This window comes from Candidatus Cloacimonadota bacterium (assembly GCA_019429305.1).
In the GTDB taxonomy this organism is placed as follows: Bacteria; Cloacimonadota; Cloacimonadia; order Cloacimonadales; family JAJBBL01; genus JAHYIR01.
Window position 1 is genome coordinate 144,341 of record JAHYIR010000003.1, and the last position, 15,205, is coordinate 159,545.

At 36.9% G+C, this 15,205-nt stretch carries 18 protein-coding genes; 2 read left to right on the top strand and 16 right to left on the bottom strand.

Annotated features, from left to right (window positions below):
* Positions 1 to 9: 9 nt before the first annotated feature.
* The 9 genes from rpmE to K0B81_02855 form a co-directional block, all read right to left on the bottom strand.
* Positions 10 to 225, bottom strand: a complete 216-nt coding sequence (gene rpmE / locus K0B81_02815) for a 50S ribosomal protein L31 (GenBank protein MBW6515532.1) — start codon at positions 223 to 225, stop codon at positions 10 to 12.
* A 112-nt stretch (positions 226 to 337) separates the two neighbouring features.
* Entirely contained in the window at positions 338 to 1,162 is an 825-nt protein-coding gene (locus tag K0B81_02820) for a metal ABC transporter permease (protein MBW6515533.1), read from the bottom strand.
* An 18-nt stretch (positions 1,163 to 1,180) separates the two neighbouring features.
* Entirely contained in the window at positions 1,181 to 1,909 is a 729-nt protein-coding gene (locus K0B81_02825) for a metal ABC transporter ATP-binding protein (GenBank protein MBW6515534.1), read from the bottom strand.
* A complete protein-coding gene (locus K0B81_02830; protein MBW6515535.1) occupies positions 1,896 to 2,840 on the bottom strand; it encodes a metal ABC transporter substrate-binding protein in 945 nt (314 codons plus the stop codon). The genes K0B81_02825 and K0B81_02830 overlap by 14 nt, the downstream gene beginning before the upstream one ends.
* 57 nt (positions 2,841 to 2,897) lie before the next feature.
* Entirely contained in the window at positions 2,898 to 3,773 is an 876-nt protein-coding gene (locus K0B81_02835) for a mechanosensitive ion channel family protein (GenBank protein ID MBW6515536.1), read from the bottom strand.
* Between the two features lie 192 nt (positions 3,774 to 3,965).
* Complete coding sequence (locus tag K0B81_02840; protein ID MBW6515537.1) at positions 3,966 to 4,454, bottom strand: Spy/CpxP family protein refolding chaperone; 489 nt, start codon at positions 4,452 to 4,454, stop codon at positions 3,966 to 3,968.
* Between the two features lie 5 nt (positions 4,455 to 4,459).
* A complete protein-coding gene (locus tag K0B81_02845) occupies positions 4,460 to 4,879 on the bottom strand; it encodes a hypothetical protein (GenBank protein MBW6515538.1) in 420 nt (139 codons plus the stop codon).
* Positions 4,872 to 5,306, bottom strand: a complete 435-nt coding sequence (locus K0B81_02850; protein MBW6515539.1) for a zf-HC2 domain-containing protein — start codon at positions 5,304 to 5,306, stop codon at positions 4,872 to 4,874. The genes K0B81_02845 and K0B81_02850 overlap by 8 nt, the downstream gene beginning before the upstream one ends.
* Positions 5,307 to 5,334: 28 nt before the next feature.
* Positions 5,335 to 5,823 carry a sigma-70 family RNA polymerase sigma factor gene (locus K0B81_02855; GenBank protein MBW6515540.1) on the bottom strand — a complete coding sequence of 163 codons (489 nt, stop codon included), beginning with the start codon at positions 5,821 to 5,823 and terminating at the stop codon, positions 5,335 to 5,337.
* Positions 5,824 to 5,932: 109 nt separating this feature from the next.
* Between K0B81_02855 and K0B81_02860 the strand changes: the two genes are divergently transcribed.
* Both K0B81_02860 and clpB read left to right on the top strand, forming a co-directional pair.
* Positions 5,933 to 7,060: a cyclic nucleotide-binding domain-containing protein gene (locus K0B81_02860; GenBank protein ID MBW6515541.1), complete on the top strand. Its 1,128-nt coding sequence runs from the start codon at positions 5,933 to 5,935 to the stop codon at positions 7,058 to 7,060.
* Between the two features lie 147 nt (positions 7,061 to 7,207).
* Positions 7,208 to 9,817: an ATP-dependent chaperone ClpB gene (gene clpB, locus K0B81_02865; protein MBW6515542.1), complete on the top strand. Its 2,610-nt coding sequence runs from the start codon at positions 7,208 to 7,210 to the stop codon at positions 9,815 to 9,817.
* A gap of 249 nt (positions 9,818 to 10,066) precedes the next feature.
* Here the strand turns inward: clpB and K0B81_02870 are convergent, their stop codons facing one another.
* The 7 genes from K0B81_02870 to mscL all read right to left on the bottom strand — a co-directional run bounded on the left by K0B81_02870 (position 10,067) and on the right by mscL (position 15,108).
* Positions 10,067 to 11,158, bottom strand: a complete 1,092-nt coding sequence (locus K0B81_02870; GenBank protein ID MBW6515543.1) for a Nif3-like dinuclear metal center hexameric protein — start codon at positions 11,156 to 11,158, stop codon at positions 10,067 to 10,069.
* A 20-nt stretch (positions 11,159 to 11,178) separates the two neighbouring features.
* Positions 11,179 to 11,916 carry a RecX family transcriptional regulator gene (locus K0B81_02875; protein MBW6515544.1) on the bottom strand — a complete coding sequence of 246 codons (738 nt, stop codon included), beginning with the start codon at positions 11,914 to 11,916 and terminating at the stop codon, positions 11,179 to 11,181.
* A 221-nt stretch (positions 11,917 to 12,137) separates the two neighbouring features.
* Positions 12,138 to 13,172, bottom strand: coding sequence for a recombinase RecA (gene recA, locus K0B81_02880; protein MBW6515545.1), 1,035 nt, complete (start codon positions 13,170 to 13,172; stop codon positions 12,138 to 12,140).
* On the bottom strand, positions 13,172 to 13,729 hold the full coding sequence (gene thpR / locus K0B81_02885; GenBank protein ID MBW6515546.1) for an RNA 2',3'-cyclic phosphodiesterase: 558 nt from the start codon (positions 13,727 to 13,729) through the stop codon (positions 13,172 to 13,174). Before thpR ends, recA begins: the two co-directional genes overlap by 1 nt.
* Complete coding sequence (locus tag K0B81_02890) at positions 13,729 to 14,211, bottom strand: adenosine-specific kinase (GenBank protein MBW6515547.1); 483 nt, start codon at positions 14,209 to 14,211, stop codon at positions 13,729 to 13,731. The genes thpR and K0B81_02890 overlap by 1 nt, the downstream gene beginning before the upstream one ends.
* A gap of 27 nt (positions 14,212 to 14,238) precedes the next feature.
* Positions 14,239 to 14,589 carry a hypothetical protein gene (locus K0B81_02895; GenBank protein MBW6515548.1) on the bottom strand — a complete coding sequence of 117 codons (351 nt, stop codon included), beginning with the start codon at positions 14,587 to 14,589 and terminating at the stop codon, positions 14,239 to 14,241.
* A gap of 120 nt (positions 14,590 to 14,709) precedes the next feature.
* Entirely contained in the window at positions 14,710 to 15,108 is a 399-nt protein-coding gene (gene mscL / locus K0B81_02900) for a large-conductance mechanosensitive channel protein MscL (GenBank protein ID MBW6515549.1), read from the bottom strand.
* Between the last annotated feature and the right edge of the window lie 97 nt (positions 15,109 to 15,205).

The window sequence follows — 15,205 nt, forward strand, 5'->3', positions numbered from 1 at the left end:
GTAAAAGATCTATTCAGTATCTTCTTTTTTCTTCTTATAACGTCTGTTGAATTTCTCTACTCTACCAGCAGTATCGAGAATCTTTTGCTTTCCTGTGTAGAAGGGGTGACAAGCAGAACAGATCTCTACTATGAGTTTATCCTTAGTAGATCTAGTCTCAAAACTATTACCACAAGCACAGGTGACCATTACCTTTTCATACTTTGGATGTATATCTTTTTTCATTTTTGCTCCTCATTAGAGTATATCACTTATATCATTTGAACAAAAAAAGAGGGGGGTGTTTACTTGTCAAGAACAAACATTAAAGTAGTTTTTTAGCTAACGACAAATCATTTTATGAGTTCGCTGTTTTAGAAGCCATCTCTTTATAAATTAATGTTCCGATAAAAATAATAAAGGAAAGAATAACAATTGTCGCTCCTGAAGGCAGGTTTAGTTGATATGATAAGATAATGCCCCCAATAGCACTTATTTCAGCTAATATAACAGAGAGAATGATTGCTGATTTCATATTTCTTACTAAATTTAATGCAGTAATTCCCGGTAAGATAAGTTGAGCTGTAATTAAGATTACACCGACGATTTTTACTGATATCACAATATTTACAGCCAATAGTATGATAAATAGATAATAGGCAATATCGACAGAAATGCCATAAATACGGGCAACTGAATAATTATAAGTCATGTAAAAAAGTTCTTTGAAGAAGAGATAAATGAAGATGGCATTAACACCCAATAGAATAGCAAGAAAACATAAGTCTCTAGTTGTTATAAGTATTATGTTTCCAAATAGATAGCTGGTTAGATCAACAGTATAGTTCTTGTTCAAACTAATGAGTATTATGCCAATAGCCATTGAAACAGAAAGAAAAATCGTGATGATGTTAGTTTCTTGATAGTAATAGTATTTTGAAAACAAACCAATCAGAATAGCTATTAAAATAACAAAACCTATAGCAGTAATAGTTAGATCAGTGCCAATAAGCAGAGCTAATGCAATACCTGCAAAAGCCATGTGAGAGAATGCTTCTCCTAAAAAAGAGACTTTCTTAAGAGTTAAGAATACAGATAACTGGGAAGTAGCTGCTGCAGATAGAATAGCTCCAATCAAAGCATGTAAAAGAAAACGATACTGAAAAAAATCTGCCAATTCCATCAGACCCGATTCCTTTACTTAATAGATTTTATCCACTAATTTAACTGCTTCGCCATAAGTCTTCTTAATAGTTTCTGCACTAAGAAGTTCTGTTTTATCATGGAAATGCAGAGTTTTATTCAGACAAATAAGAAAGCTGGTATGTTGGGTCAGGATATTTAAATCATGTGAGACGACAATGATTGTCTTTCCCTGTTGATTTATATCATTTAAGAGTTGAAAGAAACCCTTGACAGATTCAGTGTCTAAGCTAGCTTCCGGCTCATCTAAAAAGAAGATTTCGCTTTCTGACATGAGGGCTCTTGCCAGTAATACTCTTTGAAATTCACCTCCTGATAGTGAACCGATGTATTGCAACTCTTTACCGACCAATCCAACAATCTCTAAATAATGATAAGCTCTCTCCTTGTCGGAAGAACTAAAAGATCGAAAAAGACCTTTTGTCCCTGCATATCCCATAAGGACAATGTCTAAAGCAGTAGCTGGGAAGTCGGCATCGAGTTTTTCTCCCTGTGGTAAATACCCTATTCTATTCTTCTTCATCCATTGCCTATTAGGAGAACCTTCTATTAATACAGTTCCTCGATAATCATTGATTAATGCTATGATGATTTTTACCAGAGTAGATTTCCCGGCTCCGTTCGGACCAAGTATTGCTATGAATTCCCCTTTCTTTAGAAAAAGGTTGATATCTTTCAGAATGATCTTATTATTGACTTGATAGTTAAGGTTTCTAATCTCTATCATAATCGGCAAAATGTCGTTTCAAAGTATTCCAATTTGTCATTAGCAATTCTGATATACTTTTTGCTTCATAAAAGCTACCGAGGGGGTCTAGTATTTCAATTTTTAGATCATACTGTTTTGCTAAAATTTCTGCTGCTTTGGGATTTAATTGAGGTTCTAATGTAATTAAATTTATCTGATGTTCTCTAATTTTCTCTCCGAGAGTTGTCAATTCTCTCGGTGTTGGTTCATGTCCGGGAGATCTAACTACAACCCCAACAGTATTTATTCCATATCTCCTATTGAAATAATAAAATGCATCATGAAAATTAATGATGTTTAAATTGCCTAACCTCATACTATCTTCAGAAATAATGTTATCTAACTGATAGAGTTCCATATGAAGTTCGTTTAAGTTCTCTCTGTAATAATTTGTATTTTCCGGATCTAATTCAGCAAAAATTTCAGTTAAACCTTCTGATATTCTAATCAGAAATATTGGATCTAACCAGATATGAGGATTGTAGTTATGATGGTGATGTTCATGATCATGGGAATGCAAATAATTATCCTCGGAAAGATCTGTATGGCTCATTTCGAGAAGATCTGTTAAAAAATGGTCAACAGAAATATGTCTCTCTCTTAAACTCTTAAGATAATTAACGAGATGTGCTTCTAAATTTAATCCGTTAGAAACAACTAAATCTGCTCTTTCCAAAAACTTCATATCACTGGGAGTAGGTGAATAGACATGTGGAGAGGCATCCGGAGGCATTAGGCTACTAACAGTTGCTTTATCTCCCACAATCTGTCTAACGAGTATTTCATAAGGATAGATAGTGGTAGCTATGACTAATTCATCGTTTCCATTAGAAATTGTTTTTTGCCGTAGCAATGTGAATAAAATTAACAGGATAAGAATGATTAGTATTACAAACACCATAGTTCTCATGATAAATACCTCTAAAATCTATTATTATAGCCTTTCTTGTTTTCTAAATTCTTTGGATTATTTATCAACCCTTCTTATAGTGGGATAAGCAAGATTGATATCATCGTGTTTAGCGAATTCTTGAAGTATGTCTTCCCAAATTGCTTCCGAAGTTCCTCTTCTTTTTCTTATCTCAGTGAGATATCGGATCGTGAGTAAAACACCACTATCTTCAACAGAGGTATATACTTTGGGGGTTAATACATTATAAAAGATTAGAAATTTACGGGCTGTCTTCTTTATCTCTTCTTCTGCTTCTGAGGACAATTGTAAGGCATTGTCGTCAGCAATTTTCTGCATTATATTTTTAGCTTTTTTCCAGGCACTTTCGAAAGTTATCAGCACCGGGATTTCATGCCAAATATATTTGAAACCATGATCATAATTACATAAAGGTTGAGCAAAGATAAGACCATTCGGTATGTGTATCATTCTGCCTGTACTCTGATCAGCCTTCACCCAGTTTCCGATTTCTAAAATAGTAAATTGAAAAGGACGCAGATCAATTACATCTCCAGCATTTTCACCTATTTGTATTCGATTACCTACTTGAAACGGTTTTCTCCAAACAATAAAGATCCAACCGGCAAAGTTAGCAACTAAGTCTTTCAAGGCAATGGCTAAACCAGCCGAGAGTAACCCCAAGAATGTTGCCAGCGATTGAATCCCTTCAAACCAAAGTCGTCCAACAAGAATAAAACCAAGAAAAACAAAGATATAAGAGATAGTTTTCTTCCAGCTATATCTGCTTTTAACATCGGTTATTCTCTTATCAACAATACTAACAATTATTCTGTTAAATAGCCATAAAATGAGTATAACAATAACAGAGTAGAGAATCCTGGAGAAGAGCGTATCTTCTAGTAGATATAGAACTTTTTCTATTCCATTCATAATTGTCCTTTAGATTCTTGATAGGATATTGATAAAAAATGAGATTCTACCGTCAATATTTTTTTCTTCTCCTTGTTACTTAAAATTTTTAACTTATGGGTAGTGCTGGATTTGGATAAAAAAACAGAGCCGTATTTACCAATGAATACGGCTCTTAATACAATATTTCGTATGGTTATTGAGAATTAACCTTTAATCACGACAATCACAGTCTTCACAGTTCCCGCCTTCACCATGTGTGCGGGGCATTTGTTTCATCTGTTCTCTTTGCTCAGGGGTTAATACCTGATGTATCTTTTCGCGTAGTTCGATTCCTTTGCGAGCCATTTCACCCTCTTTTTGATACAGTTGATCATTTAATCTGATAGCATTGCGAAAATCGTTATCTTGCATAGCTTGTCTAATTTGTAAACGCAGTTTTGTGATCTCAGCCCGTAAATCAATCATTTCTAATTGATGGGTATGTTGGAAGGTCCGTACTTGTTCTCTTTGTTGTTCGGATAAATTAAGTCGATTTAATACACCTAATCCCATTTCATGTTGCATCCTTCCAACATCGGGTTTTTGTCGCTCTTCGGTTACTCTTTGTTCTCTCATATGCTGCATTCTTGTAGGATTTTCCTGTGCGATTAAGAAAACTCCTATAAGAAGTATTATGAATATAACAGCTATTCTTTTCATATTAGTTACCTCCTTTTTGGTCTATGAAATTCATTATGTATTTTTTGATGTGGAAATTCTCTAAAAAATCTCTCTGCTTGTTCCGCGTTCATATTTTTTCTTATTTCAATCAGATTTGTACAGATGGCATGCTCCATCTCATTCTGTTTTTCCAATAATTCATCAAGTAAAATACTCATTTCGGATTCATTAAAATCAGGTGCTGCCAAAGCTTCCATAAAGCGTTGTTTATATTCAAAGAATTCAGTGCGTCTTAAATTTATTTCTCGATGCTTTTCTCTTAGATGTTCTCTATTTATTGGAATTCTTGGTGTTATCTGTCTCGGCAAAGGTCTTGCAATAACATGATAAAGAATAAATCCTGCTAAGATAACATTAAATAAAAGAGAGCAAAAGAGGATGATATCTTTCCATTTACTATTCATAAGTAATACCCTCCCATATAGTGTAAAAAGATTGTTGAGCTATCTGATAATCATTATATAGTGATTGAGTACCAATGTTAGAATTTTGATAAAGCAGACCGAGAGTTATAGCAGAAACAAGAGTTAGTAATATTGCAGCAGCTGCCGGTATAGAGATATATCTGCGAAGCAAGTTGGTTCTGAATGTTTTTTTAATCTCTTTTTGTGGAATACTAAGTAGTTTAAGTCTCAGTGTTGAAGGTAATGGCTCAGTTGTAAAATCAAACAACAATTCATTAATTCTATTCAATGAATCATATTCTTTCCGACACGACTTACAAGATAAAAGATGTTCCGCCACCAGCATTTTATCTTCTCTTGATAACTCATTATCAATGAAAGCATTAAGTATTTGAATAACTTTCTTACATTTAATTTTACCTTTCATCATAAACCTCACTAAATATGACACATAATTAACGAGAATCCTGCAAAAATTTCCGTAATTTTCTTTTTGCTCTTACAAGAAGAGAATCGACAGCTTTAACAGTTATCCCCATTATTTTAGCGATCTCTTCATATCCTTTCCCTTGATAGAACTGTAATTCAATTGCTAATATTTCTTTTGCTTTCAGTTTTGATAGAGCTGATTGTATATTTTTTTTACCTTCATTGATAGTAGAACTCTGTCCAGATTCTCTGTCCTGTTCTTCTAAGATAGTATCATCTAGACGAATATAACGATCTCTCTTTCTTTTATAGTTGATCGCACTGTTATGTGCAGCACGAAAAAGGTATGCAGAGTATTTTTGTGGATCGATATGGTGTATATGGTTGTAAAAAGCAATAAATACACTCTGTAAGACATCTTCGGCGTCATCCCGATTATTGAGAAAACGAATTAAATATCCGTACAACTTAGGACCAAATTCATCAACAATATTCTCAAAATCTCTTTTAATCATACAATTACCCTTATACATAGACAAGGATATTGCCTAATTACTGCAAGTTTTATTTGACATTTTCTCAATAGAATTTATATAAGTAATCATTACATTAGGAGCATTGTATATGACTAATCTTGAGATAATAAGGCAAATAGACTTCTTGGCTTCTCTTAATGAAAAAGCTATCTCCGAGATAGCGGATAAATTTAAAGAAATTAATCTTTCTAAAGGGACTGTTATATTCAAAGAGAATGAACCCGGAGATTGTTTCTACGTTCTAAAGTCCGGAAGAGTCTCCCTAACAAAAAGAATCAATATCGATGATGAAGCATCAGGAGAATTGATCTTTTTTAAACCTTATGAATATTTCGGTGAATTAGCATTGATTGATGATGAACCTCGCTCCGGAACAGTTACCGTTACTGATGATGCCTCGTTACTAAAAATAGATAAAGATGATTTTCTGGCTATTTGTAAAGATCATCCAACAGTACTATTCAGCATAGTGAAAACCATGTCCAGAAGATTAAGGGATACGAACGACAGATACATTAAGATGTGGGATACTGTCATAAAGGATAAAAAACTCGCCGCCATTGGTGCTGCAGCCAGTAAAATTGTCCACGATATTAAAACACCGATTACTATAATAGTACTAACTGCTGAAGTAATTGAAAAACTATTTGAACAAGTAGCTCCCTTTACTAAAAAGATCATCAAACAAGTTAGAATATTAGATGAAATGGTGAGAGAGATTCTGGAGTTCGCCCGGGGAGAGAAATCAGATCTCAAGATATCAGAAATAGATCTCGAACAGTTTTTTAATGAAATGCTGGATGAGTTGAATCCACTTGCAGAAGTCAGCAAAGTCAAACTGACTTTGGTAAACAATGTCAAACAGAGAGTCTTTTTCGATTCAATGAAAATACATCATACTATTTTTAACATCTTCAAAAACGGTATCGAAGCCATCGGTGAAAGAAAGGGCAAGATTGATATTAACGCTGAAATTGTTAAAGATCAACTACACATCTCAATTTATAATGATGGACCGGAAATACCGCAGCAAGTACTTAACCAGATATTTGAACCTTTTGCTACCTACGGTAAAAAGTCTGGCACTGGTCTTGGGTTAGCTATCTGTCACAAAGTAATAAAAGATCATAACGGAGATATGTATGCCCAAAATCTTAAAGAGGGCGGAGTCCTTTTCGATATCTACATACCGATGAAAAAATATATGTCTAACTAATTGTCCAATATAAGGTTATCGTTTTTTGCCATAAACGGAATACAAGATATTAGCAGTCAGTTTTAATGACTGCTATTTTTTTATTGACTTTTTGGCTTTCTCATGTAAATTGTCATTAGATTAGATGGTTTTCAGGAGGCAGTAAAAATGAACTTCAATAAGTTAACGATAAAATCACAAGAAGCTCTGGAAGTAGCACGTACTATTGCAGAAGAGCATGAACAACAGGAATTGTTGTCTTTGCATTTGTTATCAGCATTACTGGTCCAGGAAGATAGTTTTATTGTTCCCATACTCAAGAAGATAGATGTCAATGTTGAACAGATGAAGGTAGATGTATCAGAAGAATTAAGTATATTGCCCACGATTAGTGGAGTAGGTCAGGTATATCTTTCCAACGAATTGAACTCTGTATTAAAGCAAGCAGAGATAGAGCAGAAGGGTTTTCAGGACGACTATATCAGTTTAGAGCATCTCTTATTGGGCATAATAGATAAGGGGAAGAGTTGCAATAAGGTCCTTAATCAGCATCGCATAACAAAAGACAAGATCTTATTGTCTTTAAAGGAGATACGAGGTACTCAAAGGGTAACAGATCAAAATCCTGAAGGTAAGTATCAGGCATTACAGAAATATGCCCGTAATCTTACCAGTTTGGCAGTTCAGGGTAAATTGGACCCGGTTATAGGTAGAGATGAAGAGATCAGGCGAACTATTCAGATATTATCCAGACGCAGGAAAAATAACCCTCTCTTGATAGGAGATCCTGGTGTTGGTAAAACAGCCATAGCCGAAGGGCTGGCTAGACGTATCATAGATCAGGATGTTCCGGAAAATCTCAAAGGCAAAGAACTGATAGAGCTCGATATGGCTGCTTTAGTAGCCGGTGCTAAGTTTAGGGGTGAATTTGAAGAGCGATTAAAGGCAGTATTGAAAGAGGTTGAAGCAGCTGGTGGCAAGATAATACTCTTTATCGATGAGATTCACACAGTTGTCGGTGCTGGAGCAGCTGAAGGTGCAGTAGATGCCTCAAATATGCTCAAGCCGGCATTAGCACGTGGTACTCTTCATTGTATTGGAGCAACAACAATGAATGAGTATCGTAAATATATCGAGAAAGATGCTGCCTTAGAGCGAAGATTTCAACCGATATTGATCTCCGAACCCTCAGTAGAAGATACGATATCCATCTTAAGAGGTATAAAAGAGAAATATGAAGTTCATCACGGAGTACAGATAACAGACGGAGCTTTAGTAGCTGCTGCTGTGCTTTCTAATCGTTATATCTCTGACAGATTTCTTCCCGACAAGGCAATAGATCTGATCGACGAATCTTGTGCTAATCTTAAAATGGAGATTGATTCCATGCCTGTTGAGATTGATGAGATCAAACGCAAGATACGCCAATTGGAGATAGAGAAATTATCAGTACAAAAAGAAAAAGATTCCTTGTCAAAAGAGCGATTAGAACGTCTAAAACGAGAGATGTCAGAACTTCGTGAAGAAGAGAAGCGTTTGACATTACTTTGGGAAAGAGAAAAGGAAATATTAAAACAAATCAGCTCAATTTCAGAAGCGATAGACAGATTAAAAGCAGAGGCAGAACAAGCAGAACGAGAGGGTAATCTTGGCAAGGTAGCCGAGTTAAAGTATGGTACATTAACTCAAAAGCAAAAAGATCTGGATTCTTGGAAAGCCAAGATGAAAGAGATACCGCCTGAACAGCAGCTACTAAAGGAGCAAGTAGACGAAGAGATGATTGCAGAGGTAGTTGCTAAATGGACGCATATTCCAGTCTCTAAGCTCCTGCAAAGTGAAATGCAGAAACTTATCACTATGGAAGAAGTCATTGCTAAAAGAGTTGTTGGACAACGAGAAGCTCTTGAAGCGGTAGCCAATGCTATTCGTAGATCTCGTAGTGGATTGGCTGACAGTGAAAAGCCGATCGGATCATTTCTTTTTCTCGGACCAACTGGTGTGGGGAAGACAGAGCTGGCTAAATCGTTAGCTGCCTTTCTCTTCGACACGGAAAAGGCACTGATCCGCATCGACATGTCAGAGTTTATGGAGAGACATTCGGTAGCTAGATTGATAGGAGCACCTCCAGGTTATGTTGGATATGAAGAGGGTGGTTATCTCACAGAAGCTGTTCGCCGCAGACCTTACAGTGTCATTCTCTTTGATGAGATAGAGAAGGCACACAGTGATGTCTTTAGTGTACTCTTACAGATCCTTGATGATGGAAGATTAACCGACGGTAAAGGAAGGACTGTTGATTTCAAGAATACAGTGATCATACTTACTTCCAATATCGGTTCTCAGATGATCTACGAACAGAGTGACGAGGATGAAGAGAGTTTGCACAATAAATTGATGGAAGTTCTTCAGCAATACTTCAAACCGGAATTTCTAAACAGATTGGATGACATTATTGTTTTTCATCGACTCAGCAAAGAACAGATCCGGGATATTGTTAAGATCCAGATATCTTATCTGCAAAGCAGGTTACTGGATAAAAAAATCAGCTTTACTCTTACTGATAGAGCATTAGATAAATTAGCTGAAGATGGCTACGATCCGCAGTTTGGTGCTAGACCATTAAAACGAGTGATCCAAAGAGAGTTAGAGAACAAATTTGCTTTGGAGATATTAGAGAATAGAATTGCTGAAAATTCGGATGTAGAAGTCGATTTCAGAGACGGAAATTTTCAATTTCTTATAAAAAGCACTGATTCGCTTAACGTGAATGAGGATTAAAAGTTAGTTAAATCAAGGAAACATTTTCATCTGTGTTCATCAGTGGTAGCATTAGTGTGTATTAATGGCTGATGCTTGCTTTGCTTCCGGCGGACTTGCTTCCCTTTTGCGCTGGGGCATCTCAATCTTTTCTTCGTGTCCTCTGTGGATGGCTTCACTGAGCTTGGAAGCAGCCACGAAGAAGCAATTTCCTCGGTTCCGTGGTTAAATCCATGCTTCGCTTCCAATGGACTTGCTATTTCAATTTTTTTAGATACAGACAAGCTTTCCTATATCAGCTTTTGTGATATCTAATACTTCGATATCCAGATTGAGCGGTTGGAGCAGTTCTTTCAGAACATTCAATATCGGATATTCAGTATAAAAATGACCTGCATCAATGAGAGGGATCTTGCTCTCTAATATCTTATGATAGGTAAAATCAGCCGAAATATAGACATCTGCTATATTTGCTGCTTTTTCAATTAAACTACTGCCACTACCGCCGCAAACGGCTATTTTACTAACTTCTTTATCTGGTGATTCATTAGCTAACCAGAGTTTGACGAAGGGTGCTACTAATTTCTCTTTTACCAGTATAACTAACTCTTTCAGGGAGAGAGGATTTGCTAATTCCCCAATAATACCAAGTCCATAATTGAGACTGCTCTGTTGCTGGGGATAAATAGCATAGGCAGGAGTTTCATAGGGATGAGCCGTATGAATCGCATTTAATACTCTGTCGAGTAAAGGCTTAGCAACAAAGAATTCCAGTTTCGTTTCTTCCAGTTTCTCCAGTTTATTATAAGTACCCAATGCCGGATCACTACCCTCCAGCGGCTTGAATTGCCCTTTGACCTGATAGCTGTTCAGACAATGACTATAATTTCCAATGATGCCTGCTCCTGCCCGATGTACAGCATCGGCTACTATAGAAACATCTTCAGGTGGGACGTAGAGTGCAATATGATATGTTTCTGTATCCTGTTCGATGAATTTTAGGTTTTGGAGTCCCAGCCGATCTGCCAGAGCTTTACTCACACCATTTTTAACCAGATCAAGATTAGTATGCATCACATAAACAGAAACATTGTTTCTTATCAGTTTCAAGATCAAAGGATCAGTTACATTTTTCAGGGGATTAAAAATAAGTGGATGATGAGCTATGATGAGAGAGAAATTGTTTTTTATAGCATGCTCAACAACTGATGGTGTAACATCAAGGCAGACTAGAACCTTGGATATCTCTGAATCTCTTTCACCAATCAATAACCCTACATTATCCCAGCTATATGCTAATTTTGGTGGGGCAAAATCCTCCAGCACTTCAATAACATCAGCAACTCTCTTCTTCACTTTCATAATCCATCCTTTTTATCTATTTAGTCATCTTCTATGTTGTGGTAGTATTTCAATAGATCGTCCCGAAAATCTCCATAATGAAATCCTTTTCTCATCAAATAAGCAATACATTTTTGATAATCTTTGGCAGAATTTTTATCAGGATATTTTCTGATCCCTTTCTCGATATGATATTGCAGGATCTCTTTTTTATCTTCCTCATTGTAGTTTTCTTGTAGCACTTTTTCAATCATTTCCGGAGGAATCCTTTTGCTTATCAGAGAGGTCTTTAGTTCGGTTTTGCTTTTTCGTCTGCTGATGTAAGATTGAGTCAGCAGTTCGGCAAATCGTTCTTCATTCAAAAATTTCTTTTCAAGAGCTCTCTGAATTAATGATTTTATCAAATCATTGCTAACTGGTAGGTTTTTCAGATAGTTGCGGCATTCATCAATTGATCTCTCCCTAAAGCTGAGATATTTAAGAAGTCTTTCCCAAGCATAATTTGAGATCTCATTTTTTAATTCAGCAGCTCTATCTTTATCGAGGATAAACTCGTTTGCCAAACTGTAATTAGTTATAACCTTAGAGGGGAGAACGCCCCAGAGTTGAGCATTTTCAGGGATATGATAAGGATTATCTAAAGTCTCTATCTGATATTTATCGGAGAGTGATTCAAAGCTACCTTTCTCTTTCCTATTCTCTTCTCCATTCTCAGTTAACAGATAGATGATCTTGAGGTATTTCTGCTGTCGTTTGTTAACCTGTTTAAATCTTGGCATGATTGCTTTATAACCTCAAGTTTTTGCTACAAAAGGGCGACCGGTGGTCGCCCCTACATATTTTTTTCATCCGTTTAATCTTATTTTTCTATCAAATCCGCGTTCTATTTCCTTCTTGTTATCCTTCCGTTGGGACGTCTCAATATTTTTCTCTTAATCCTCTGTGTTCTCAGTGTCTCAGTGGTTTATAATCTACCCTTGCTTTGCTTCCAATGGACTTACTATTCTTCCTTCGGCTTTTCCTCTACCTCTGACGGGAAATAGATACTCTTGACCTCTGCTTCGATCGCATCACGAATTTCGGGATTTTCAGCTAGAAACGCCTTGACCCTATCCGTTCCCTGACCGATCTTTTGATCTCCATAAGAGAACCAAGAGCCGCTCTTTTTAATAATATCCTTATCCACAGCCAGATTGATCAGAATATCTTCATGAGAAATCCCTTTTCCGTAAATAAGGGGGAATTCTACGGTCTTAAAGGGGGGGGCAAATTTGTTCTTCACAACCTTTACCCGGATGATGTTACCTATAATATCAACCGTACCACCCGAGGCATCTTTGATAGCTCCGGCGTTTCTCACCTCGAGACGGACAGAAGAGTAGAATTTCAGCGCCACACCACCGGTTGTAGTCTCCGGATTCATATAGGCCGGAACTCCAATCTTCATTCTTGTTTGATTAATGAAGATTACGGCAGTATTGGACTTACTGACAATAGCTGTCAGTTTTCTCAGTGCCTGTGACATCAATCTTGCCTGTAAACCGACATGACTGTCACCCATCTCACCCTCTATCTCCTGACGAGTTACCAGAGCTGCTACCGAGTCAAGAATGATCAGGTCAACCGCATTGCTGCGAACCAGAGTTTCTACTATCTCCAATGACTGTTCTCCACCATCAGGTTGAGAGATTAGCATTTCATCGGTATTAACTCCGATCTTTTTTGCATACACAGGGTCGAGAGCATGCTCGGCATCGATAAAAGCAATGATCCCATTCTGTTTCTGAGTTTGAGCTGCTATATGGAGGGCTAGAGTTGTTTTCCCAGAAGCTTCTGCTCCGTATATTTCGGTAATTCTCCCCTTTGGTATGCCCCCTATGCCAAGAGCAGCATCTAAGTTTATTGCTCCGGTTGGTATTACATCTGCTTTTTGTTTCGGCTTATCACCGAGTCGCATGATCGTGCCTGCTCCATATTTCTTTTCTAATTGTCCTAAAGCAGTTTTTAGGGCTGCATCTTTTTGTTTATCACTCATTATTCCTCCATAAGATTATATGTTGCTATTTTTTTATACTCGGGACCCGTAGAATGTAAACGACTCTCATAAAAAGTTGCCTCACTAACTGTCCATTGCTTGTTATTTATTGCTATATTTGTCAAACTTTCAGTAATAGTCAAAGGAATGAATCTCTTCACTCTACCGAGAGTAATATGCAATCTGAACGGTTTTTTGTCAATCTCAAACCCTCTCTTTTTTAGATAAAAACGGATTTTTCCGACCACATCATTTATTTGAGAACTGCTAAAATCACATTTTATCCAAACCAAGCGGGTATTTTTGGGGGGTATTATCTCAATCAGCGGCTTGAAAATAGGAAATGGTTTGAGCTCAGCCAGAATAGTTGCAAAGCTGTCAGACAGTTCTTTGATGGCTCGTGGTTCTGTATCTCCGATAAATTGCAGGGTTATATGTAACTTATTCTTTTCGACCCACTTAATGCCGTGTGGGCAGATATCCTGAAGCTTTTGTATTACTTCTGCTATTTCTTTTTTGAACTCTTCAGGCAGTTCCAGAGCCAGAAAAGTCCGCATTATCTCTTATAGCCGATATCGAGCAGGAATCTCTTTCGCGTTGAGATATCGGAATCTAACTCTACACCTTGGGGTGAATAACCATCTATTACCCCTAAAACACCACGTCCTTGTTCGGTCTCCGCCAAGATCACTTCTACCGGATTAGCCGTTGCACAGAAGATATTGACCACTTCCCGGCAATCTTTGATGGCAGGGATAACATTGATGGGGAAGGCGTTCTTGATGATGATCAAAAAAGTATGTCCGGCTTTCAAACGGAGAAGATTTTCAACCGCTAATTCTATCAATTCACTATCGGTACCATCTTTACGTATCAAACAGGGACCGGATGCTTCACTGAAAGCAAGCCCGAATTTGATACCCGGCACCGAATTCGTCATTGCTTCGTAGAGGTCTTCTACTGTCTTGATAAAGTGGGACTGTCCGAGTATGATGTTATGATCTTCCTCAACTTTGATCTTTTCAATAACCAGTTCCATCTTTCTACCTCCCCAATTAAATGATCATCAACAAGTTAGGTGAAAAATCCCTATTTTCATTCCGTTTATAAGACGATTATACTCTTTCACAGCTATCTGTGTCGGTTTAATGATGAAGGGAATGTTTTTCTTTTCCAGAAATTCTTGCAGTAGAAGATCGACCTGCATTAATCCTGAAGTGCCGGTTCCGATGAAAACAGACAATATATTGTTCCAATCAATTTCCTGTAGATCTTCTAACAAGAGAATATGACTCTCCTTACGCCACCAATCGGTAATGATCTTTTGTGGTGTTATGATCAAATCAGCATAATACTCAATGTTATTTATTACTATAGAACCAAATCGATACTGATCAATAAAGAACTTAACAAGCATTGTTAGTTATATGTTGCCGGTTAGCCATTTCAGTATTTTAAGCACTTGGGTGCTTAACTCGACAGTCTCTTTTTTTATTTCTGGATTAATTATGAGCATTTGCTTTTTAAGAGAGTTGTTTTATTTTCTTTCTTTAAGCAGGTCTCTGATCTCAGTCAGAAGGACTTCTTCTTTCGGCGGTTCAGGTGGAGGTGCAGGAGCTTCTTCTTGTTTCTTCTTGGCTGAATTCATTGCTTTTATAACAATAAAAATCGCGAAAGCAATAATGACAAAGTCAACGACTGCTTTAATGAATACACCATAGGAGATAACAACAGGTGGAGTGTCTCCAACTGCATGCTTGATAATGATAAACAGTTCAGAAAAGTCAACACCACCTATGAGAACACCAATTGGCGGCATCAAAACATCACTAACAAAAGAAGCAACAATTTTACCGAAAGCAGCACCGATAACAATACCGACCGCCATGTCAATAACATTGCCTCTCATCGCAAAATCTTTGAATTCTTTCATCATTTTGCCCATACTATCTCCTTGATTAGTAGATTAAATCACTAATCTGTTATGGTTTCAAGCAGCTGGTTCAAGATCAGAGAGATTTTATCAAGATAAC

What these genes read in the sequence shown, in the direction of transcription:
- rpmE (MBW6515532.1), bottom strand. Translation starts at nt 225, where the DNA reads ATGAAAAAAGATATACATCCAAAGTATGAAAAGGTAATGGTCACCTGT.
- K0B81_02820 (MBW6515533.1), bottom strand. Translation starts at nt 1,162, where the DNA reads ATGGAATTGGCAGATTTTTTTCAGTATCGTTTTCTTTTACATGCTTTG.
- K0B81_02825 (MBW6515534.1), bottom strand. Translation starts at nt 1,909, where the DNA reads ATGATAGAGATTAGAAACCTTAACTATCAAGTCAATAATAAGATCATT.
- K0B81_02830 (MBW6515535.1), bottom strand. Translation starts at nt 2,840, where the DNA reads ATGAGAACTATGGTGTTTGTAATACTAATCATTCTTATCCTGTTAATT.
- K0B81_02835 (MBW6515536.1), bottom strand. Translation starts at nt 3,773, where the DNA reads ATGAATGGAATAGAAAAAGTTCTATATCTACTAGAAGATACGCTCTTC.
- K0B81_02840 (MBW6515537.1), bottom strand. Translation starts at nt 4,454, where the DNA reads ATGAAAAGAATAGCTGTTATATTCATAATACTTCTTATAGGAGTTTTC.
- K0B81_02845 (MBW6515538.1), bottom strand. Translation starts at nt 4,879, where the DNA reads ATGAATAGTAAATGGAAAGATATCATCCTCTTTTGCTCTCTTTTATTT.
- K0B81_02850 (MBW6515539.1), bottom strand. Translation starts at nt 5,306, where the DNA reads ATGAAAGGTAAAATTAAATGTAAGAAAGTTATTCAAATACTTAATGCT.
- K0B81_02855 (MBW6515540.1), bottom strand. Translation starts at nt 5,823, where the DNA reads ATGATTAAAAGAGATTTTGAGAATATTGTTGATGAATTTGGTCCTAAG.
- K0B81_02860 (MBW6515541.1), top strand. Translation starts at nt 5,933, where the DNA reads ATGACTAATCTTGAGATAATAAGGCAAATAGACTTCTTGGCTTCTCTT.
- clpB (MBW6515542.1), top strand. Translation starts at nt 7,208, where the DNA reads ATGAACTTCAATAAGTTAACGATAAAATCACAAGAAGCTCTGGAAGTA.
- K0B81_02870 (MBW6515543.1), bottom strand. Translation starts at nt 11,158, where the DNA reads ATGAAAGTGAAGAAGAGAGTTGCTGATGTTATTGAAGTGCTGGAGGAT.
- K0B81_02875 (MBW6515544.1), bottom strand. Translation starts at nt 11,916, where the DNA reads ATGCCAAGATTTAAACAGGTTAACAAACGACAGCAGAAATACCTCAAG.
- recA (MBW6515545.1), bottom strand. Translation starts at nt 13,172, where the DNA reads ATGAGTGATAAACAAAAAGATGCAGCCCTAAAAACTGCTTTAGGACAA.
- thpR (MBW6515546.1), bottom strand. Translation starts at nt 13,729, where the DNA reads ATGCGGACTTTTCTGGCTCTGGAACTGCCTGAAGAGTTCAAAAAAGAA.
- K0B81_02890 (MBW6515547.1), bottom strand. Translation starts at nt 14,211, where the DNA reads ATGGAACTGGTTATTGAAAAGATCAAAGTTGAGGAAGATCATAACATC.
- K0B81_02895 (MBW6515548.1), bottom strand. Translation starts at nt 14,589, where the DNA reads ATGCTTGTTAAGTTCTTTATTGATCAGTATCGATTTGGTTCTATAGTA.
- mscL (MBW6515549.1), bottom strand. Translation starts at nt 15,108, where the DNA reads ATGATGAAAGAATTCAAAGATTTTGCGATGAGAGGCAATGTTATTGAC.